This is a genomic window from Geobacter grbiciae (assembly GCF_018531165.1).
Lineage (GTDB): Bacteria > Desulfobacterota > Desulfuromonadia > Geobacterales > Geobacteraceae > Geobacter > Geobacter metallireducens.
Window position 1 is genome coordinate 20,822 of the sequence record NZ_JAHDIW010000010.1, and the last position, 18,338, is coordinate 39,159.

The window sequence follows — 18,338 nt, forward strand, 5'->3', positions numbered from 1 at the left end:
ACAACTTCCGTAGTGAATTACTATAGTGAATCAACGATTACCGCAGGAGGTTGTGTGATGCCACTCTACGAATACCAATGCACCGAGTGCAACAAGCAGTTCGAGCTGCGCCAGAAGTTTTCCGACGAACCGGCGAAGGAATGTCCTTCGTGCGGCGGTCCCGTGCAAAAGCTCATCTCCCAGTCAGGGTTCGCCCTCAAGGGAGGAGGATGGTACGCCGAAGGATACAACAGCGGCGGAAAGAAGTCTGAAGCCCCGTCCTGCCCCTCGGGCGGAAGCTGTGCCGGCTGCCCATCAGCAGCAGCGTAACCCTGCAACCCCATTCCTTTTTCCACACCATCACCTCCCCCGGCTCAGTGAGTCGGGGGATTTTAGTTTAGCTCCGGTTAAAAATCTTTACATCACAGCGACGCTTCCGTACTATTTTGGGATTGTTACCAATCCATTGACGGTGCCGGTTTCGGACCGTTCCAGGCAAAGGAGCCGTAGCATGTCGACAATCATTGACGGAAAAGCCATCGCTGCCAAGCTGAGGGCGGAAATTGCCACCGAAGTCAAGATCCTCAAGGAAAAGGGGATTATCCCCGGCCTTGCCACGGTCCTTGTGGGGGAAGACCCCGCCAGCGAGGTCTATGTACGGATGAAAGGCAATGCCTGCCAGGAGTTGGGGATGCACTCCGTTAAACACACCCTGCCGGCGACTACCACTGAAGCAGAACTCCTCGCTCTCGTGGCCCGGCTCAACAGCGACCCGACCATCCACGGAATCCTCGTTCAACTCCCCCTCCCGAAACAGATCAATTCCGACACGATTCTCGAGGCCATCTCGCCGGTGAAGGACGTAGACGGCTTCCACCCCTACAACGTCGGCCGGCTTATGGTCGGCAAGCCCACCTTCCAGCCCTGCACCCCCTATGGCGTCATGGTCATGCTGCGCGAAGCGGGCGTTGACCTGGCCGGCAAGGAAGTGGTCGTCGTGGGGCGCTCAAATATCGTCGGCAAGCCGGTGGCGCTCATGTGCCTCCAGCAGCATGCCACGGTCACCATCTGCCACTCGAAAACCCGTGATTTGCCATCGAAGGTCAAAGAGGCCGACGTGGTCATCGCCGCCGTGGGGGTTCCCGAGATGATCAAGGGGGAGTGGATCAAGGAAGGAGCAGTGGTCATCGATGTGGGAGTCAACCGGGTCGGCGAGAAGAAGCTTGTGGGGGATGTGGAGTTCGCCGCAGCATCCCAGCGGGCATCGGCCATCACCCCCGTTCCCGGCGGCGTCGGCCCCATGACCATCACCATGCTCCTCTACAACACCCTTGAGGCGGCAAAGAAGACAGGGGAAGGAAACCGGTAAGCGGGGAGCAGCAACGCCCTATGTTTTGCGAGTCCTTGATCCCCGGTCCCGGATTCTTTTATGATTGTCAGCAAACAGAAACCCTTTACCGAAATCCTCGCCGCCCTGGAGCCCGTTTCCCGGGTCTTCCTGATCGGCTGCGCCAAATGCGCCACGGTCTGCAAGGCCGGCGGCGAAGAGCAGATCTGGCAGATGCAGGAGGATTTGATCGCTGCCGGCAAGGATGTGACCGGATCGGTGGTGATCGACGAGGCGTGCCACATGCTCCGGGTCCAGCGGGATCTGCGGGCAAAAGGGGAGATGGTTAAGGGCGCTGAAGCGCTCCTCGTCCTTGCCTGCGGGGCAGGTGTCCAGTCGGTCTCCGCCGGTTCTGACCGGTTGACGGTCGCCGGCCTTGACACCCTCTTCCTCGGCAACATCCGCCGATTCGGCCAGTTCGAGCAACGCTGCTCCCTCTGCGGCCAATGCCTCCTCAACGAAACGGCCGGCATCTGTCCGGTAACCGTCTGCCCCAAGGGTCTCCTGAATGGGCCCTGCGGCGGAATGGACGAGGGACGGTGCGAAGTGAACGGCGACGCGGAGTGTGTCTGGTACCAGATATACCTCCGCCTTCGGGAGAGGGGCAAGGAGGCCCCGCTCACTGCCATCAAGCCTCCCCGCGACTTCGCCAGGAACCTCAGGCCCGGAAGCCTGAAACTCGACAAATGATTACTCCGACCCCCATGTCCTCAACCCTTCGCGAAAAGCTCGAATCAAACCGTTTTGTCATCACGGCCGAGGTCTGCCCCCCCAAGGGGTGCGACTGCGGCGAGTTCATGGAGAAGGCGCGAAACCTCAAGGGCCTTGTCGACGCCATCAACGTGACCGACAACCAGGGGGCGAACGTGCGGATCTCCCCCCTTGCCCCGGCCGCCCTCCTGACCAGGGAAGGGATCGAACCGATCCTCCAACTCACCTGCCGGGACCGCAACCGCATGGCCCTCCAGAGCGAGCTCCTGGCAGCCGCAGCCCTTGGCGTAACCAACATCCTGTCCCTCTCGGGCGATTACATCTCCTTCGGCGATCATGCCGGCGCCAAGCCGGTCTTCGACCTGGACTCGGTGCAACTTCTCCAGACCATCGCAGCACTGAACGCGGGGAGGGACTTCTCCGGCGCCCCCCTGGAGGGAGCCCCATCGTTCTTCGCTGGGGCGGCCGCGGCGCCGGAGGCGGACCCCTTCGACCTCACCCTTCCCAAACTGGCCAAAAAAGTATCAGCAGGTGCGCGCTTCTTCCAGACCCAGGCGGTCTTCTCTCCCGATCGCCTTGCCCGGTTCAGCGAGGCGGTGCGCCCCCTGGGCGTCAAGATCATCGCCGGCATCATCCTTTTGAAATCGGCCGGCATGGCCCGCTACATCACGAAAAACATCCCCGGACTCAAGGTTCCCCCCGAGATCGTTGCCGAACTGGAAGCCGCCGGTCGTCCCCTCGAAGTAGGTGTGGCAATCGCCCGGCGGCTTGCGACAGCGGCGCGTCCCTTCTGCGACGGTGTCCACATCATGGCCATGGGAAGGGAAGAGCTTGTTCCGAACATCGTGGCCGGACTACGAAACGAAGACAAGTAACAAGATCGAGAACGCAAGGAGTGCACCGATGCAGGTAAAAAAGGCAGTCTTCCCCGTGGCGGGCCTCGGCACCCGCTTCCTTCCGGCCACCAAGGCTTCACCCAAGGAGATGCTCCCCCTCATCGACAAGCCCCTGGTCCAGTACGTGGTGGAAGAGGCGGTGGCTGCCGGCATCGAACAGATACTCTTCGTGACCGGCCGCGGCAAGCGGGCCATCGAGGACCACTTCGACATCTCCTTCGAGTTGGAGGCGCTCCTCCAGGAAAAGGGGAAGAACGATACCCTCCGCGAAGTGCGGGACATCGCCGAAATGGTGAACATCTTCTACGTTCGCCAGAAGCAGGCCATGGGGCTTGGCCATGCAATCCTCTGCGCCCGGGAGTTCGTGGGTAACGAGCCCTTTGCCGTGCTCCTCGGCGACGACATCATCGATGCCGAGAAACCGTGCCTCGGCCAGCTTCTGGATGTCTACCGCAAGTACCGGGGGCCGGTTCTCGCCCTGGAAAAGGTGCCCATGGAGAACATATCCTCCTACGGCTGCGTCAGGGCCAACGGCATAACCGACCGTATCTTCGAGGTCACCGATCTGGTGGAAAAGCCGAAACGGGAGGAGGCCCCCTCGGACATGGCCATCATCGGCCGCTATGTCCTCACCCCCGAGATATTTCCGATCCTGGAGCGGCAGGAACCGGGCAAGGGGGGGGAAATCCAGCTCACCGACGCCCTCCTCAAGCTCTCGAAGGACGAGGCGATTTACGGCTGCCTCTTTGAGGGGATACGCCACGATTGCGGTGACAAATTGGGATTCCTGAAGGCCACGGTTGACATGGCGCTCAAGCGGGAAGAGTTCAATACGGAATTTGAGGAGTATCTGCGGGAACGACTGTGCAGAAGGCAGGATTGAGGCCGGTCAGCGGAGGGATCTGCTCGCTCCCCGAACGATGCCGTACTGGAAAAAGGCGATGAGGTGGAACTCGTCCCGGTCGTACCCCCTGGGAAAGGGGCCGACCGGTCCCACCATGCGCAGGGTCCGCAGCACCTCGTCATCCAGGATTCTGCTCCCCGAACTCTGCAGAATTTCATACTTTACGATGACACCACTCCTGTTGAAGGTGATTTTTACAGGCGTAACTCCCTCAATGCCGAGCCGGGCCGCTTCCTGGGGATAACGCCATACCCCGTAGATTGCGTTCTCGAACCGGCGCAGGAACGAGCCGAACTGAATATCGTCGGTATCGAGAAACTTCGTATCCCCGTCCGCCACATCATCCCGGTACTTCTTCCGGTAACTTTCCTCGATCTTCGCAAGTCTCTGGGCGCTCGGCATGAGCTGGGCCAGTTCAGGCGCTTCCGCCGACGCGCGTGGTTTGAGAATGCCCCCGCCTCGGGGGGCCTCCCGCACCGGAATCTCCCCTGTCCTGCCGTTTGTGGCCGACGGCCCCACTCCCTCGCCCCGACGGGGCTGCGGCGCGGCCTGATAGGGAACTGCAGGCCGTGACGGTATTGGTTTCGCAACGGGAGGCAGCGAGGCGATACGGTCCCGTTCCCGGTCTCCCCGCGGCGCCATTTCCCGCGGCACCCGCCGGGGTTGCTCGGCCTGACGGCGCACTTCCCTCCGCGAATCGGTCGGCATCGGTGCCTGACGCAGATCGGGAATATCCTCCAAATCGATCATGATCGGCTCCTGGCGCAGCACCGGCTTTGCCTGGGGATACAGAATGATCAGAGCGAACAGACCCACGTGAAGTAGGAGTGAGAGGGCTACGAGATAGAGAAAGGATTTTTCGACGTATTTATCAGACATCAGGCTCTCTGCCAGGATAGGTATCCGGCAACCATTGTACGGATGCGGCGCCGAAAAAGCAATCGGTCAGCGGACGGCAAAGGCCTGGTAAAGGACAACGGCACCGAAGACCAGGAAAAGGACTCCGGCCGCCTTGTGGATGGCGGAGAGCGAAATGAAGCGGACCAGTTGCCTGCCCAGGAAGATGCCGATGAGGGAGACGAGCCAGAGGGCCAGCGTGGATCCGGTGAAGACGGCAAGGGGGGAATCATGCTGGGCCGCCAGGCTCGTGGTGACGATCTGGGTTTTGTCCCCCAGTTCGGCCAGGAGAATCATGACAAACGACGTGGCCACCGGACCCCGAGCCGATGCTTTCTTTCCTTCCCCGTCCTCATCGTCTTCGCCTCCACGAAGAGTAGTGATGCCGAAAAAAAGGAAGAGCCCCCCCGAGACGAGCTTTATCCAGAACAGCGGGAGGACGGCGAACAGAATCTTGCCGATCAGCACTGCCCCCAGGTTCAGGAGGGCAAAGGCGGCGGCAATGCCAATGAAGACTTTTTTCCAGGGATAGCGGATGGCCAGGGCCATGGCGGTAAGCTGGGTCTTGTCGCCGAGTTCGGCGAGAAAAATGATACCGAAGGTGGTCATCAGAACTGCAATATCCACTGGTCCTCCCGGGCAATTGTAATTGAGACGTGGCGGAGTGAAACCGCCATGAACGGAGGATGCTATAGGATTCCCCTTTCAAAAGCAAGGCCGGGTCTGTAAGGAATGGAAAACCCTTGACAGGGGAAAGCGGAATCATTACACTTGAATACGTTAAAGGGGAGTAGCAATCGGCACACAGTGCCGACCCAAAGTCCGTCACCACGGTGGCAACACCCGGGCCAGGGGCTTCCGACTTCCGTCGAAGCATGCAAGACCTTTATCCAAGGCCAATTGACGCCGTGGGTAAAGGTCTTTTTTATTTGCCCCGGCAAAACCCTAAACGCGCCTGCCGCACACCAAAATCCGGGAACAAGGAAACGTCGGCAGCAACGGAGGAATCAAACCATGATGAACCGACTCAAGACCACACTGCTCCTGACCCTTCTCACCCTTCTCATGGTGGCCATGGGAAGCGCCATTGGCGGCAAGTCCGGCATGGTCTTCGCCTTCTTCATGGCCTGCGCCATGAACTTCTTCTCCTACTGGTTCTCGGACAAGATCGTCTTGAAAATGTACGGGGCCAGGGAAATCACCGAGGCGGAGAACCCGGCCTTCTACGGCATGGTGCGGCGTCTGGCTACGTCAGGCGGTCTGCCGATGCCGCGGGTCTACGTGATCCCGAGCGACAGCCCCAACGCCTTTGCCACGGGGCGCAACCCGAACCATGCCGCCGTGGCCGCCACGGAGGGAATCCTCCGCATCCTCTCCATGGAGGAACTGGAAGGGGTCATGGCCCACGAACTTTCCCACGTAAAGAACCGCGACATCCTTGTCTCCACCATCGCGGCAACCTTCGCGGGGGCCATCTCCATGCTCGGCAACATGCTCCAGTGGGCTGCCATATTCGGCGGCGGGCGCAGCGATGACGACGAGGGGGCCGGCGGCATGATCGGCGGGCTTGCCATGGCGATTATCGCCCCCATAGCCGCGATGCTGATCCAGATGGCGGTCTCCCGCTCCCGCGAGTACCTGGCCGACGAGTCGGGGGCCCGGATCTGCGGTAATCCCCTGGCCCTGGCCAACGCCCTCAAGAAGCTGCAGATGGCATCGCAGATGGTCCCGATGCAACAGGCGACCCCTGCCTCGGCCCACCTTTTCATCGTGAATCCGCTCACGGGCGGTGCGCTCCTCAACCTCTTCTCCACCCATCCCCCCATGGAGGAGCGGATCGCACGACTGGAGCAGATGGCTTACAACAGAACCTTCTGACGCACTTCCCCGTGGGGACGGTAACGGGCCGTCCCCGCCTCCTCTACCACGACTACCATCCACGGAGAATTTACATGTCACTGCAAACCATGATGTGGCTCGGATTCGGGGCGATCATCCTCGTGATGTTCGTCATCGACCTGGGAGTTTTCAGCCGCAAGAGCCACGAGATCAGATTCCGCGAGGCCCTCACCTGGACCATCGTCTGGGTGTCCCTGGCATTGGCCTTCAACGTCTGGATCTATTTCGAGATGGGTTCCACGAAGGCGCTGGAGTTCTTCACCGGCTACCTGATCGAGCAGTCCCTGTCGGTGGACAATCTCTTCGTCTTCATCATGATCTTCTCCTTCTTCCACATCACAAAGGTCCACCAGCCCAAGATACTGAAATGGGGGATCATCGGTGCGCTCATAATGCGGGCCATCTTCATCATGACCGGCATCGGGCTGATCGAGCGGTTTCACTGGATCATCTACCTCTTCGGTGGGATTCTCGTAGTGACGGGCTTCAAGATGGCCTTTGGGGGGGACGAAAAGATCGATCCGGAGAAAAACTTCCTTATCCGGCTCGTACGGAAGTTTGTACCAGTCACCAAACGGGTCCGTGATGACCGTTTTTTCATCAACAAGGGGGGAATCCGGGCGGCAACGCCGCTTTTCCTGACCCTGGTCATGATCGAGTCCAGCGACCTGATCTTTGCCGTCGACTCGATTCCTGCTGTCCTGGCGGTAAGCCATGACCCCTTCATCGTCTACACATCGAACGTGTTCGCGATCATGGGCTTGCGGTCCCTCTACTATCTCCTCTCCAACGTAATGGAGATGTTCATCTACCTCAAGCTGGGCGTTTCCGTCATCCTGGTCTATGTGGGGGCGAAGATGCTCTTGGTGGATGTCTACCAGATTCCCATCATTTTCTCTCTCGGCACCATCGTGGGAGTGCTCGCCATATCCATCCTCATCTCGGTCACCATCGGCAACCGGCGGGCAAGGGCAGCGCACCGGACCTGATACCGACAATGTACCAATAAGGCTCCCGTGCCGTAGGGGCAGTTCATGAATTGCCCCTACCCTCCCCCGTTTCCACCTCATCCCGATACATCTCGAACAGTGCCAGGAAAAGCGCCAGCACAATGGGCCCTGCCACCGCGCCCAGGAGCCCGAAGGAGGCCAGCCCGCCGAGGCCGCCGATGGCAATGACCAGAACCGGCAGCTTTGCCTTGCCGCTGATGAAGAAGGGCCTGATGACATTGTCGATGGAGCTTACCGCCACGAACCCCCAGATGATGAGCCCGACCCCCTTCACGATCTCGCCGTTAGCCAGGAGATAGAAGGCGGCGGGAAGCCAGATGAGCCCCGTCCCCACCACCGGAATGAGGGCGCAGACCGCCATGATGGCCCCGAAGAGAAGCGGCGACGGGAGCCCTGCCGCCCAGAACCCGATACCGCCGAGAGCGCCCTGAACGAGGCAGGTGAGAAAGACGCCATACATGACCGCCTTCAGAACGCGGCGAACCGTATCGGTGAGGATCCGCTTGTTGGCTTCCGTGAGGGGGATGACGGCAAGGACATGGCGCTGGACCCGCTCGCCGTCACGATAAATGAAAAAGAGGGTAATCACCATCAGGAGCAACTTGATGCTGAAGATAAAGACGTTCTTGACGATCTCCTTGGAGTAGTTGAGCACCCTTGCCGCCACTTCCTTCATTTCGGGGAGGAACCGGGTGTCGATCTCAAAGCCGAGAGGGCCGGTGTAGGCCTCGATCCGCTCAAGCCACGGCCTCACGACAGGATGATTCTGAATGCTCATCACCAGGGATTTGCCGCCGTCGGCGGCAATCTTTTCGAGGAAACCGTAGGCGACGGCCGCCTCCTGAACGAGAAAAAAGGTAAGCCCCACAAAGGGGACGACGAGAGTGAGAACCGTGGCGGGAGTCATGAGTCCGGCGGCTAGCGTGTCCCGTGCGCCGAGCCCCGCACGCAGTCGCCGATAAAGGGGGAAGGTAAGTATGCCCATCACGGCAGCCCAGCCGAGGGAGTTCAGAAACGGTGATACAATGGCATAGGCCACGTAACCGAGAATCGCACAAAAGGAAAACGTCACCAGCGCGTAGAAGTGTCCTCTATCCATCCTTTACCTCAGACCTTCACATCCCCGTCTTCTTCATTGCCTGAACCGGGCGGTACCGTTTCCACGATCCGGACCTTGACAACGGCGGTCTTTTTCACCTCCTCGCAGATGAGGGTAAATCGGTCCCACTCAACGCGCTCCCCCTTTTCCGGAAAACGGCCGAGCCGGTCGAGAATGAGCCCTGCCAGGGTATCGTAGGGGATATCGTCCCCAAGCTTTATCTCCAGATGCTGCGCAAGGTCGCTGATGGAGACGAGGGCGTCCACCAGGAGGCTGCCGTCCGGAAGCCGCTGGATGCTCCCCGGCTCGCCGATGTCGTGCTCATCCTCGATCTCGCCCACGAGTTCCTCCAGGAGATCCTCCGTCGTGGCAAGGCCGCTGATGCCGCCGTACTCGTCCACCACGAGGGCCATGTGAATCCGCTTGCGCTGCATTTCCTTCAGCAGATCGTTGACCTTCTTTCCCTCGGGGACATAAAACGGCGGCCGGATGATCGACTCGATGTCGAAGGCCGGGTCAGTCACGATTCCCCCGAGAAGATCCTTGCCGTGGATAAAACCGGTTACATTCTCGATGCTCTCCCGGTAGACGGGATAGCGGGAATACTTGTTTTCGAGCACCGTGTTGACCAGTTCGTCTCGCGAAAGTCCCAGATCAAGGGCGACAACGCGGGTACGGGGCACCATCACCTCCCGGACACAGGTGTGGGTAAAATCAAAGATATTGCGGATGAACTCCTGCTCGGTGGAACTGAATACACCCGCCTCGTGACCTTCCGCCACGATATGCTGGACCTCCTCGGGGGTGACGAAGGCCTGATCCCCTTCTGCCTTGATTCCCAGCACGGCGAGGACAGCCCGATTGGAGAGGGTGAGGAAACTTACCACCACCCCGGTGACGCGAGCCATGAAATTGATCGGCTTGGCCACATGGAGGGCCATCCGGTCCGCGTACTGAAGCCCGACGGTCTTGGGGACCAACTCGCCGAAGATGAGGGAAAAGTAGGAGATCAGGACCACCACGATGCCGATGGAAAGCGGTCCGGCGGCATCATGGAGAAACTTGATGGAACTCCCCTCCAGGAGGGGTTTCAGGTAACGGACCGCCGTGGCGCCGCCGACAGCCGAGGCAAGGGAGCCCACCAGTGTGACCCCGATCTGAACGGTGGCGAGAAACCGGTGCGGATCGTCTTGAAGTTGTTCGACGATCTTCGCCTTCGGGTCGCCGGCGGCGACCAGTTGCGCGATCCTGCTCTTGCGGGCAGAAATAATGGCAAGCTCTGAACCGGCAAAAAAACCGTTACCAAGGATAAGAAGGAATATGACGGCCAACTCGCCTAAAATCGACTCCAAACAGTACCTCCACAGGGCAAGTGCACAGCACGGGACCAGCGCACAATTAAATAGTTGAATAGTAGCATAATTTTGGCATAGTGAAACCGCACCCCGCGCTCCCACACGCGCAGGGACAGTTCAGCATCAAAAGAGGTGCCTCCTTGGAATTTCGCCTCATTGCCCTAACGACGCTGTTCTTCCTCGTGGCCGGGTGCGCTGCCGGTGATCGGTCCATGATGACCACCCGCCCCTATCCCCACAGCCACTCATTCTACGATCTTCTGGTCTCCTGGGAGACGACCGGCAACAGGGGAAGCGTCACCATCGACGGCACCCTGAAAAATCAGAGCTACTACTACCTGAGTGATCCGGAGATCACGGCGACGCTTCTTGACGCCAACGGGAAAATCATTGGCGAAGGCACGTTCCTTTTCTTTCCGCACCAGTTCTCCCTGGATGAAATCGCCCTCTTCACCATCCGGATTCCCGTAAAGGAAGGAGAGGTTCCGAAAAGGATCAGGTTCACCTACCGCTACCGCCTCGCCGAGGAGGGGATGTCTGGCTCTCCTCGTTTCAACAGTTTCGAGGCGACACCGTAATCGCCCTACAGACGGCCGTAGCCACCGCGCCCTCCCATCCTCGCAAGCAAGACAAAGGTCACGCCGGCCACGAACCCGCCGATGTGGGCAAAATAGGCGACCCCTCCCCGCAGCAACTCCCCTCCCCCCAACCAGGTGGCATTCAGAAACTGGATGAGCACCCAGTAACCGATAATGATGAACGCCGGCACTTCCAGGAACGTAAAAAAGAACAGGATCGGCACCAGAGTCAGAATCCGCGCCCGGGGAAAGAGGAGGAGGTAGGCCCCCATGACCCCCGCCACAGCCCCGCTCGCCCCCACCATCGGGATGTCCGAGCCAGGCGCGCTCATGACCTGTGCCAGGGCAGCTACCCCTCCGCAGGTGAAATAGAAGAGAATAAACCGTCCACGTCCCAGGACATCTTCCACATTGTTACCGAATATCCAGAGGTAAAGCATGTTTGAGCCGATGTGAAGCCAGTTGCCGTGGAGGAACATCGAGCTGAACACGGTGGGCCAGGCAAGGAGAGGGTGGGAGGTGAGGGCCGCCGGAACGAGGGCAAAGTCGGCGGAGAGCCCGCCGACAAACTGCCTCGTCCTGATCAGCCCCCGGGAGGTTTCAATGATCAGAGGCTCGTAATGACCGGAAATGCGATCAAGGATGAAAACGATGACATTCAGAACGATAAAAGCGACGCTCACCAAGGGAAAGCGTCGCGTCGGATTATAGTCCTTTATCGGGATCACTGATGGTTAACCTGCTCCCCGGTCACTTCCCCTGCTCATCATCGCACACCTTCGGCTCACCTGGAGCAGTTCCTTGCCGGAGGTTGCACTTGCCGATGATCTTTTCGATAAGCGGAATATTTGCGCCATTCACAAAAGTACCGTCTACCCAGAAGGCAGGGGTCGACTGGATGCCGAGCTTGGCGACAACAGCCTTATGAGCATTAAGCAAGCCCTTGTCGTCATAGGGCTTGTTCAGCTTCTCGCGATTATTGTCGAGTTCCCCCGAATAGACCTCCCAGAGGGCTTGTTCCTTATTGTCGGCCGCCAGGATATAGCGGGCCTTCTTTTCAGCATCCTTATGCATCGCAAGGGGGAGGAAGAAAACATAACGCGTCACATCGGGACGGTTTCCCCAGTACTCATGCATCTTGCGGCAGAAGGGGCAGTCGGGGTCGGTGATCTCGATGACCACATGCTTGCCGTTCCCCACCTTCACCGCCTTCTCTTTGTCGGCCTCGGTAATGAGCTTATAGCGCTCGGCAGTGAGGCGGGTGCGAGCCTCGGCCGTCAGGTTTTTCCCCTCCCGCGTAAAAATGTCGCCCACAAACACGTGACCGGTCTTCACGTTGACATAGAGAATATTCCCGTCGGTCACAACCTCATAGAACCCGTCGATATCGGTTTTTTTCACCGCGGTGGCGGGAAGCTTCGGAAAGAGCCGTTTTACGGCCGCCTCAGGGGTTTCCCCCTTGGCTTGTTCTTTCGGCGCCGCAAAGGCAGTCGGTGCAGCAAGGCACGCTGTCAGGGAAAGTGCCCCCACGAATCGTAACAGTTGAAGTCGCATAGATTCCTCCGAAAGAATTTCTGGGTAATTTCGCTACCATATCCTTCAGGCGAATTGATACCATTTAATACCATATTCATCAAGTTACATCTGTGCCGATCGGGCCGGATGCTCGGGTAAGGGTGTTATGTCGGCAATAATTTGGGGGTTGTCTTGCAAGATGAAATATCCTATTTTGGCAGTAACGATAACGCTTATGGAAGCACGTCCGTCGCTGGTGGGCGGCCCAGTCTTCAAAACTGGTGGGGGGGATGAGAAATCTCCTCGGTGGGTTCGATTCCCATGTGCTTCCGCCATACACAATCCGGACACGTCCGGTAAAGATTATAAGCCCTGAGAAATCAGGGCTTTTTCTTTTTCCGGTTGTCCACTATAGTCTCATTCTATCCATTAACATCCCCCCAAGTTGGGGGTATTTTTTTCACAAGATACCCCCAAGCACACAATTTCAAGGCCACAAATACCCCCAAGCAGTCAGCACAATACCCCCACGAGAGGAAAAACCCATGTCATTGTCAGATGTTAAGGTTCGCAACGCAAAAGCAGCCGCAAAACAAATCAAGCTGACGGACGGCGACGGCATGTATCTTCTTGTTACCCCCAATGGCGGGAAATGCTGGCGGCTCAAGTACCGCTTCAACGGCAAGGAAAAAACTTTTGCCCTTGGCACCTATCCAGAAATCTCCCTTTCGGACGCTCGACAGCGCCGCGCAGATGCCCGAAAGCTCCTGGCCAATGGTATTGACCCCGGAGAAGAAAAAAAGGCTCAGAAGGCCGCACGGGACGAACAGGCGGCAAACACCTTCGAGGTCATAGCTCGTCAATGGCACGCGGAATATACGAAGGAAAAGAAAATCACCGAAGAGCACACCACAAACATTATGAACCGACTGGAAAAGGACGTTTTCCCCTGGCTTGGGAAAAAACCGATAACCGAAGTTGCGGCCCCTGACATTCAGTCGATACTTGACCGCGTGAAAGACAGGGGTGTAGTTGAAACGGCGCGGAGGGTAAAGACGATCATTGGTCAAGTCTACACCTATGCAATCAGAAAAGGCTGGGCCATGTATGACATATCGGCAGGATTCAAGGGGTACCTGCCACCCATTAAGGACACACGGAAGCACATGGCGGCAATCACCGACCCGAAGGAGCTTGCACCCTTTCTGAGGGCCTTGGACGGTTATCAGGGCTCATTTGTCACCAAGTGCGCCTTGAGAATTGCGCCGTTGGTATTCGTTCGCCCTGGTGAGCTTCGGAAAGTCGAATGGAGCGAATTCGACTTTGACCGGAAGGAATGGATAATCCCCGCCCCCAAGATGAAAACGAGAGTTGCCCATATCGTGCCACTCTCAGATCAGGTTATTTCGATCCTGGAGGAATTGAAGCCCCTCACCGGAAACGGCAGATACCTTTTCCCCTCCCTAAGATCAGCGGAACGCCCCATGAGCGACAACACCGTAAATGCCGCGTTCAAGAGGATGGGTTTTGACGGGGATACTGTAGTTGGTCACGGGCTTAGGGCCACGGCACGGACGCTGATTCATGAAATCCTTGGATTCACTCCCGATGCAATCGAGGCGCAACTTGCCCACGTTGTGCCCGACAGGCACGGCAGGGCCTACAACCGGACGGTGCATCTTGCGGAGCGCCGGAAGATGATGCAGCAATGGGCCGACTACCTGGATGGGCTCAAGGCAGGGGCAAAGGTGATACCGTTACGCAAGGAAGGGTAATGCAAGGGGGGAGTAGTCCAGAGGGGCGCGGTTTTGACCGCGCCTTTCGTTTGTGGTGAACCATTGACATTATACCAAAAACAAGTATAAGGTGACTTATGGAATGGATTGTCAGGATCACGGGCAAGGTAGACAAGCAGGCGCACAAGCTGCCGCGAAGCATTATTGAAAGGCTCTTTGTACTGATGGAGGAAATCAGGCTTTCCGGCCCCGTGCGTGGTAACTGGCCGAACTATGGCAAGCTGGGGGATGGGCGGCACCATTGCCATTTGAAGAAGGGAAAGCCGACATACGTTGCGGTCTGGGAAGAACGGGACCGGGAAATCAGACTTGTTGAGGTGACTTATGCAGGGACTCACGAAAAAGCGCCCTACTGAAGAATTTGTGACGTTGCGGCTCCGGGTGCATCGTCAGAACGTGGAGCGGGTCCGCCGGTACGTGGACAGCATGGAGATGGAGGACGAGGGGGGCGCTGTCTCCCTGGAGGATTTCTTTACCAACCATTTCCCCGGAGAGTCCAAGCCCTCTGTCTCACTTCGCGGGGCACGGGGGAAAGAAGGGCTTACCCAGTGCCAGCTTGCAGAGATGACGGGGATTCCGCAGCGCCATATCTCCGAAATGGAGAACGGGCGGCGTCCCATCGGCAAGGAAACGGCCAAGAAGCTGGCGAAAGCCCTCAATGTCGATTACCGGGTGCTCCTGTAGATTTCACCTTCGCGGGATAGGGGGCACCCGACAAGCCGGTATCCTGGCCGGTTTCCCGCGATCATCACCAGGGCGTCTACAGGAGGCGCACCCCACATGAAGAAGTCTCCTTCAAGGTGGCCAGATTGCTACCGCCCACCTTCATGGCTCCCAGACTGGAGTCAGGAAGATGAGTATTCAAACGTTGCTGATTTTACCGAATACCGCTTTGACCCTAAGTCCCAAACCGCTCAGCCGGTCGCAACCAGGACCAGCAAGTCAGATTACGCCTGGGAGTTCTTGAGGCGTAACCCATGGTATCAGGCAGATTTCAGGCGGATCGTTGAGTTATGCGAACAGGAGGGAGTGTTCAACTATTACCACACTCCACTACTGTCCGGTTAATAGTTGAACAAATCCAGCTGGTTGCTGTCGACGGCGTCGGGATTTCGCTTAAGGGCTTCCGCAACCAGCGATGAAATGGGCTTTTTCTCGAACAGATTGACCTCGAGAATCTGTAGAAAAGTGTAGAGCGAGCACTGGAGGCGGAGTTTCTTCTTGGTGATTGCCACCAGCAGATAGATGCACAACGCTACCCATATCTGGCTCTTTACCGCATTGACCGATGTCCCGATGAACGACTTGATCCGCAGGTGCTGCTTGATCCATTTAAAAAACAGCTCCACCTGCCATCGCTGCTTATAGACCGCAGCTACAGTCTCTGCGGGAATCTCGAAGTTGTTCGTGAGAAACACCAATCGTTTGTTCCGTTCCTTGTCAACAAAGCTGACCCGGCGCAGCTTTTCCGGATAGCCTTTTTTCGACTTCTGCGTTACCAGGGTGATGATCTGGTCTGCCCGTACGCCTGCTTCTTTGTCCTTCGGGCTGGAGTACAGCCGCTTGCACTTCAGGTTGTCCTTGGCGCGAACGACAAAGAAGGCTCCCTGTTGGTGAATGGCGTGCAGCCTGGCGAAGTCGACATAGCCTCTGTCCATCGCATAAAAGGCATCCTTTTCAACCGGCAGATGATCCAGCATCCTGACATCGTGGACCTTGCCAGTGGTTATGGCCACCCAGGTCGGGATTGGACCTCTCAGATCAATGAGCGTGTGCATCTTGACCGCTGCCTTGGTCTTGCGGAAATCGGCCCGGGGAAACAGGGAAAGGCACAGGTCAAAAACAGGGAAAGGCACAGGTCAATGGTTGTCGAGTCAAAGGCATACAGAGGTTGTGCAAGCTCGACTGCAATCGAATCGCTCTGATACTCCTTTTGCGCCATGCGGATCAGAACATGGCCGAAGTCCTGAAAGATGCGCCAATCCCTGCGTTCGTTGGCATCGGCAAGAGTCGTACGGGAGACGTCACCACGGAAACCGATGTGGTAAAGCTTCTCCTGATGAGAGTTCAGGCAGGTTTCGATATCCCTCAAACTCTCGCGACCGGCCATCTGGGCGTATCCCAGGCAGAGGAACTGGTCATAGGTTGAGAACTTCTTGACCTTAGAAATCAGATTCTTTTCAGCCCATGGCTTCCCCTCCTCAAGACTCGAGAGATAATTTTCACACGTTTTAGCACATCTCTCAATTGCCCTGCCAACAAGGAGGACATGTGAGTGCGAAAAGCATGCTTGCTGCTCTCTGAGAGCCGGTTGAATTATTCTTCTATATATGTTACAAAATGTCGGCACATATTTTTTTTAACCGACAATACGTAACAATCACATGAAAAACTCTCGAACAGACAAAATCATCGAAATTGCTCGAAGAGCTGGCGTCATCCGTCCACGGGACCTTGACGCCTACGGTATACCGAGGGAGTATCTGCGGCGCCTCTGCGACAAAGTAGTGCTGGAGCGCAGATCCCGCGGCATCTATGCTCTGGCGGATGCCGACCTGACCGAGCATCACAGCGTAGCCCTTGCAAGCAAGCGCGTGCCCAAGGGGGTGGTGTGCCTGCTCTCCGCGCTTCGCTTCCACCGACTTACCACCCAGGCCCCCTTCGAAATCTGGATGGCAATCGACCGTAAGGCCCGCCTGCCGAAGGCAGAGGGAGTCCCGCTCCATATTGTCCGTTTCTCCGCTGCGGCCCTTACTGAAGGGGTTGAGCATCATCAAGTCGAAGGAATGGACGTCCCCGTCTATTGCCTAGCCAAAACCGTTGTAGATTGCTTCAAATACCGCAACAAGATCGGGCTGGATGTTGCCCTTGAGGCACTCAGGGGATGCCTGCGAGAGCGGCGTTGCACCATTGATGAACTGTGGCGATACGCTAAAATATGCCGCGTGGCAAACGTGATCCGCCCCTACCTGGAATCCCTGTCATGACAAAGAAGGTTGTCGACATATCCGCTTCCGTGAGGCAACGCCTCCTGAACTTGGCCAAGGAGAATAACGAGGACTTCCAGTTTGCCCTTACCCGGTTCGCCCTGGAACGACTCCTGTATCGTTTGAGTCAATCCGAATTCCGCGAACAATTCATCCTCAAAGGCGCCATGCTCTTCCCACTGTGGGGTGGCACACCACATCGGGTTACACGGGATCTGGACCTGCTTGGGTTCGGAGAGAGCAGCATCGGCCGGCTTGTTGAGGTATTCCAAAGTGTGTGTCTCACGCGGGTAGAAGAGGACGGCATCGTTTTCGTTCCGGACAGCGTTAGCGGCATGGATATCAGGGAAGAGCAGGAATACGACGGTGTACGCGTGACGTTGGAAGCTCGCCTCGGAGTGGCACGTATCCACCTGCAAGTTGACATCGGTTTTGGTGATGTGGTCACGCCAGCACCAAATGACGCCGACTATCCCACTCTACTTGATTTCCCTACACCCTATCTGCGTGTCTATCCTCAGGAAACGGTGGTTGCGGAGAAGTTCCAGGCAATGGTCCACCTCGGCATGGCCAACAGTCGCATGAAAGATTTCTATGATATCTGGATCATGGGGAAGACCTTTCCGTTTGAGGGAGAAAAACTGACCAGAGCGATATCGGCAACGTTTTCGAGGCGAAGGACGTCCCTGCCTGATCAACTCCCCCTTGCCCTGACTGCCGAATTCTTCGACGACCCAGCCAAACAGACACAGTGGCGTGCATTCATCAAAAGGAACCAACTGGCGCCGACAGAAACTCTCCTGCCAGCGGTTGTCGAAGCAATTTGCGGTTTTCTCATGCCACCGACCGACACGATCGTCAAAGGCGAACGATTTGATTTCCACTGGACTCCTTCGGGTCCTTGGCGGCGGGCGGTCACCCTCAACCAGCCGGGTTTAGATGTGTAGACACGATGATGTGCAAACAGTCCATTCTTGACGATATAGCTCGCGAAGAAGCGACGCTTGCCCGCCTGCGGAAGGATCAGGAACAGACTCTTTCGCGGATTGAGGAATTGCGAAACCAGTTGCGTTCACTTGACAGAGCCGAGCAGTCCGAGGAAGAGCATTCCGTTTCTCTTAGTGCTTCGGAGAAGATCGCTCTTTTTAGAAGCCTCTTTCGCGGGCGCGAAGACGTGTACCCCAAGCTGTGGCTCAATGATAAGACAGGCAAGAAGGGCTATTCACCGGCCTGCTCCAACGAGTGGGCAGCCGGGCTTTGCAGGAAAAACACAAAACCTCCCGTCAAAAGCGGTGACTGCACCAACCAGGCTTTCCTTCCCGTGA

20 protein-coding genes, 1 tRNA gene and 2 pseudogenes are annotated in these 18,338 nt (G+C 57.4%); 16 read left to right on the forward strand and 7 right to left on the reverse strand.

What is annotated here, in order from left to right; translation table 11 throughout:
• The first annotated feature begins 57 nt into the window (after positions 1-57).
• The 5 genes from KJB29_RS12460 to galU all read left to right on the forward strand — a co-directional run bounded on the left by KJB29_RS12460 (position 58) and on the right by galU (position 3,856).
• The gene (locus KJB29_RS12460) at positions 58-309 is read left to right on the forward strand and encodes an FmdB family zinc ribbon protein (RefSeq protein WP_004513428.1); all 252 of its coding nucleotides are present in this window, start codon (positions 58-60) and stop codon (positions 307-309) included.
• A gap of 181 nt (positions 310-490) precedes the next feature.
• On the forward strand, positions 491-1,348 hold the full coding sequence (folD, locus tag KJB29_RS12465) for a bifunctional methylenetetrahydrofolate dehydrogenase/methenyltetrahydrofolate cyclohydrolase FolD (RefSeq protein ID WP_004513427.1): 858 nt from the start codon (positions 491-493) through the stop codon (positions 1,346-1,348).
• A gap of 60 nt (positions 1,349-1,408) precedes the next feature.
• Complete coding sequence (locus tag KJB29_RS12470) at positions 1,409-2,056, forward strand: methylenetetrahydrofolate reductase C-terminal domain-containing protein (protein WP_004513426.1); 648 nt, start codon at positions 1,409-1,411, stop codon at positions 2,054-2,056.
• Positions 2,053-2,952, forward strand: a complete 900-nt coding sequence (locus KJB29_RS12475) for a methylenetetrahydrofolate reductase (RefSeq protein ID WP_004513425.1) — start codon at positions 2,053-2,055, stop codon at positions 2,950-2,952. The genes KJB29_RS12470 and KJB29_RS12475 overlap by 4 nt, the downstream gene beginning before the upstream one ends.
• Before the next feature lie 28 nt (positions 2,953-2,980).
• Entirely contained in the window at positions 2,981-3,856 is an 876-nt protein-coding gene (gene galU, locus KJB29_RS12480; protein ID WP_004513424.1) for a UTP--glucose-1-phosphate uridylyltransferase GalU, read from the forward strand.
• A 6-nt stretch (positions 3,857-3,862) separates the two neighbouring features.
• Here galU and KJB29_RS12485 read toward each other — a convergent pair whose 3' ends face one another.
• Positions 3,863-4,756 (reverse strand): energy transducer TonB, encoded by an 894-nt coding sequence (locus tag KJB29_RS12485; RefSeq protein WP_215734830.1) that lies wholly within the window; start codon positions 4,754-4,756, stop codon positions 3,863-3,865.
• Positions 4,757-4,822: 66 nt separating this feature from the next.
• Entirely contained in the window at positions 4,823-5,401 is a 579-nt protein-coding gene (locus tag KJB29_RS12490) for a TMEM165/GDT1 family protein (protein ID WP_215734831.1), read from the reverse strand.
• Between the two features lie 390 nt (positions 5,402-5,791).
• Here KJB29_RS12490 and htpX point away from each other — a divergent pair, with 390 nt between their 5' ends.
• Positions 5,792-6,652 carry a zinc metalloprotease HtpX gene (gene htpX / locus KJB29_RS12495; RefSeq protein ID WP_215734928.1) on the forward strand — a complete coding sequence of 287 codons (861 nt, stop codon included), beginning with the start codon at positions 5,792-5,794 and terminating at the stop codon, positions 6,650-6,652.
• Between the two features lie 74 nt (positions 6,653-6,726).
• Positions 6,727-7,662 (forward strand): TerC family protein, encoded by a 936-nt coding sequence (locus tag KJB29_RS12500; RefSeq protein ID WP_215734832.1) that lies wholly within the window; start codon positions 6,727-6,729, stop codon positions 7,660-7,662.
• 43 nt (positions 7,663-7,705) lie between these two features.
• On the opposite strand, the gene KJB29_RS12505 is transcribed toward KJB29_RS12500, so the two are convergent.
• On the reverse strand, positions 7,706-8,782 hold the full coding sequence (locus KJB29_RS12505) for an AI-2E family transporter (protein ID WP_215734833.1): 1,077 nt from the start codon (positions 8,780-8,782) through the stop codon (positions 7,706-7,708).
• 8 nt (positions 8,783-8,790) lie between these two features.
• Entirely contained in the window at positions 8,791-10,134 is a 1,344-nt protein-coding gene (locus tag KJB29_RS12510; protein WP_215734834.1) for a hemolysin family protein, read from the reverse strand.
• Between the two features lie 143 nt (positions 10,135-10,277).
• Here KJB29_RS12510 and KJB29_RS12515 point away from each other — a divergent pair, with 143 nt between their 5' ends.
• Entirely contained in the window at positions 10,278-10,715 is a 438-nt protein-coding gene (locus tag KJB29_RS12515; protein WP_215734835.1) for an FxLYD domain-containing protein, read from the forward strand.
• A 5-nt stretch (positions 10,716-10,720) separates the two neighbouring features.
• Here KJB29_RS12515 and KJB29_RS12520 read toward each other — a convergent pair whose 3' ends face one another.
• Positions 10,721-11,443 carry a rhomboid family intramembrane serine protease gene (locus KJB29_RS12520; protein ID WP_215734836.1) on the reverse strand — a complete coding sequence of 241 codons (723 nt, stop codon included), beginning with the start codon at positions 11,441-11,443 and terminating at the stop codon, positions 10,721-10,723.
• Between the two features lie 22 nt (positions 11,444-11,465).
• Positions 11,466-12,269, reverse strand: a complete 804-nt coding sequence (locus KJB29_RS12525; protein WP_215734837.1) for a DsbC family protein — start codon at positions 12,267-12,269, stop codon at positions 11,466-11,468.
• A 198-nt stretch (positions 12,270-12,467) separates the two neighbouring features.
• Here KJB29_RS12525 and KJB29_RS12530 point away from each other — a divergent pair.
• From KJB29_RS12530 to KJB29_RS19855, 5 genes are all read left to right on the forward strand, one after another.
• Positions 12,468-12,565 (forward strand) — tRNA-Sec (locus KJB29_RS12530).
• A complete protein-coding gene (locus tag KJB29_RS12535) occupies positions 12,521-14,005 on the forward strand; it encodes a tyrosine-type recombinase/integrase (protein WP_425514117.1) in 1,485 nt (494 codons plus the stop codon). The genes KJB29_RS12530 and KJB29_RS12535 overlap by 45 nt, the downstream gene beginning before the upstream one ends.
• Before the next feature lie 98 nt (positions 14,006-14,103).
• A complete protein-coding gene (locus KJB29_RS12540) occupies positions 14,104-14,382 on the forward strand; it encodes a cytotoxic translational repressor of toxin-antitoxin stability system (protein WP_215734838.1) in 279 nt (92 codons plus the stop codon).
• Complete coding sequence (locus KJB29_RS12545; protein WP_215734839.1) at positions 14,351-14,710, forward strand: helix-turn-helix domain-containing protein; 360 nt, start codon at positions 14,351-14,353, stop codon at positions 14,708-14,710. The genes KJB29_RS12540 and KJB29_RS12545 overlap by 32 nt, the downstream gene beginning before the upstream one ends.
• A 96-nt stretch (positions 14,711-14,806) precedes the next feature.
• Positions 14,807-15,094, forward strand: coding sequence for a transcriptional regulator domain-containing protein (locus KJB29_RS19855; RefSeq protein ID WP_425514118.1), 288 nt, complete (start codon positions 14,807-14,809; stop codon positions 15,092-15,094).
• Here the strand turns inward: KJB29_RS19855 and KJB29_RS12550 are convergent.
• Positions 15,091-16,184, reverse strand: a pseudogene (locus tag KJB29_RS12550) (IS4 family transposase); the annotation flags it as partial. The gene KJB29_RS19855 and the pseudogene KJB29_RS12550 sit on opposite strands and share 4 nt — an antisense overlap.
• A 226-nt stretch (positions 16,185-16,410) precedes the next feature.
• On the opposite strand from KJB29_RS12550, the gene KJB29_RS12555 reads away from it, so the two are divergent.
• The 3 genes and pseudogenes from KJB29_RS12555 to KJB29_RS19860 all read left to right on the forward strand — a co-directional run.
• A complete protein-coding gene (locus KJB29_RS12555) occupies positions 16,411-17,013 on the forward strand; it encodes a type IV toxin-antitoxin system AbiEi family antitoxin domain-containing protein (protein WP_215734840.1) in 603 nt (200 codons plus the stop codon).
• Entirely contained in the window at positions 17,010-17,960 is a 951-nt protein-coding gene (locus KJB29_RS12560) for a nucleotidyl transferase AbiEii/AbiGii toxin family protein (RefSeq protein WP_215734841.1), read from the forward strand. Before KJB29_RS12555 ends, KJB29_RS12560 begins: the two co-directional genes overlap by 4 nt.
• A gap of 8 nt (positions 17,961-17,968) precedes the next feature.
• Positions 17,969-18,316: pseudogene (locus tag KJB29_RS19860) on the forward strand (TOTE conflict system archaeo-eukaryotic primase domain-containing protein); the annotation flags it as partial.
• Between the last annotated feature and the right edge of the window lie 22 nt (positions 18,317-18,338).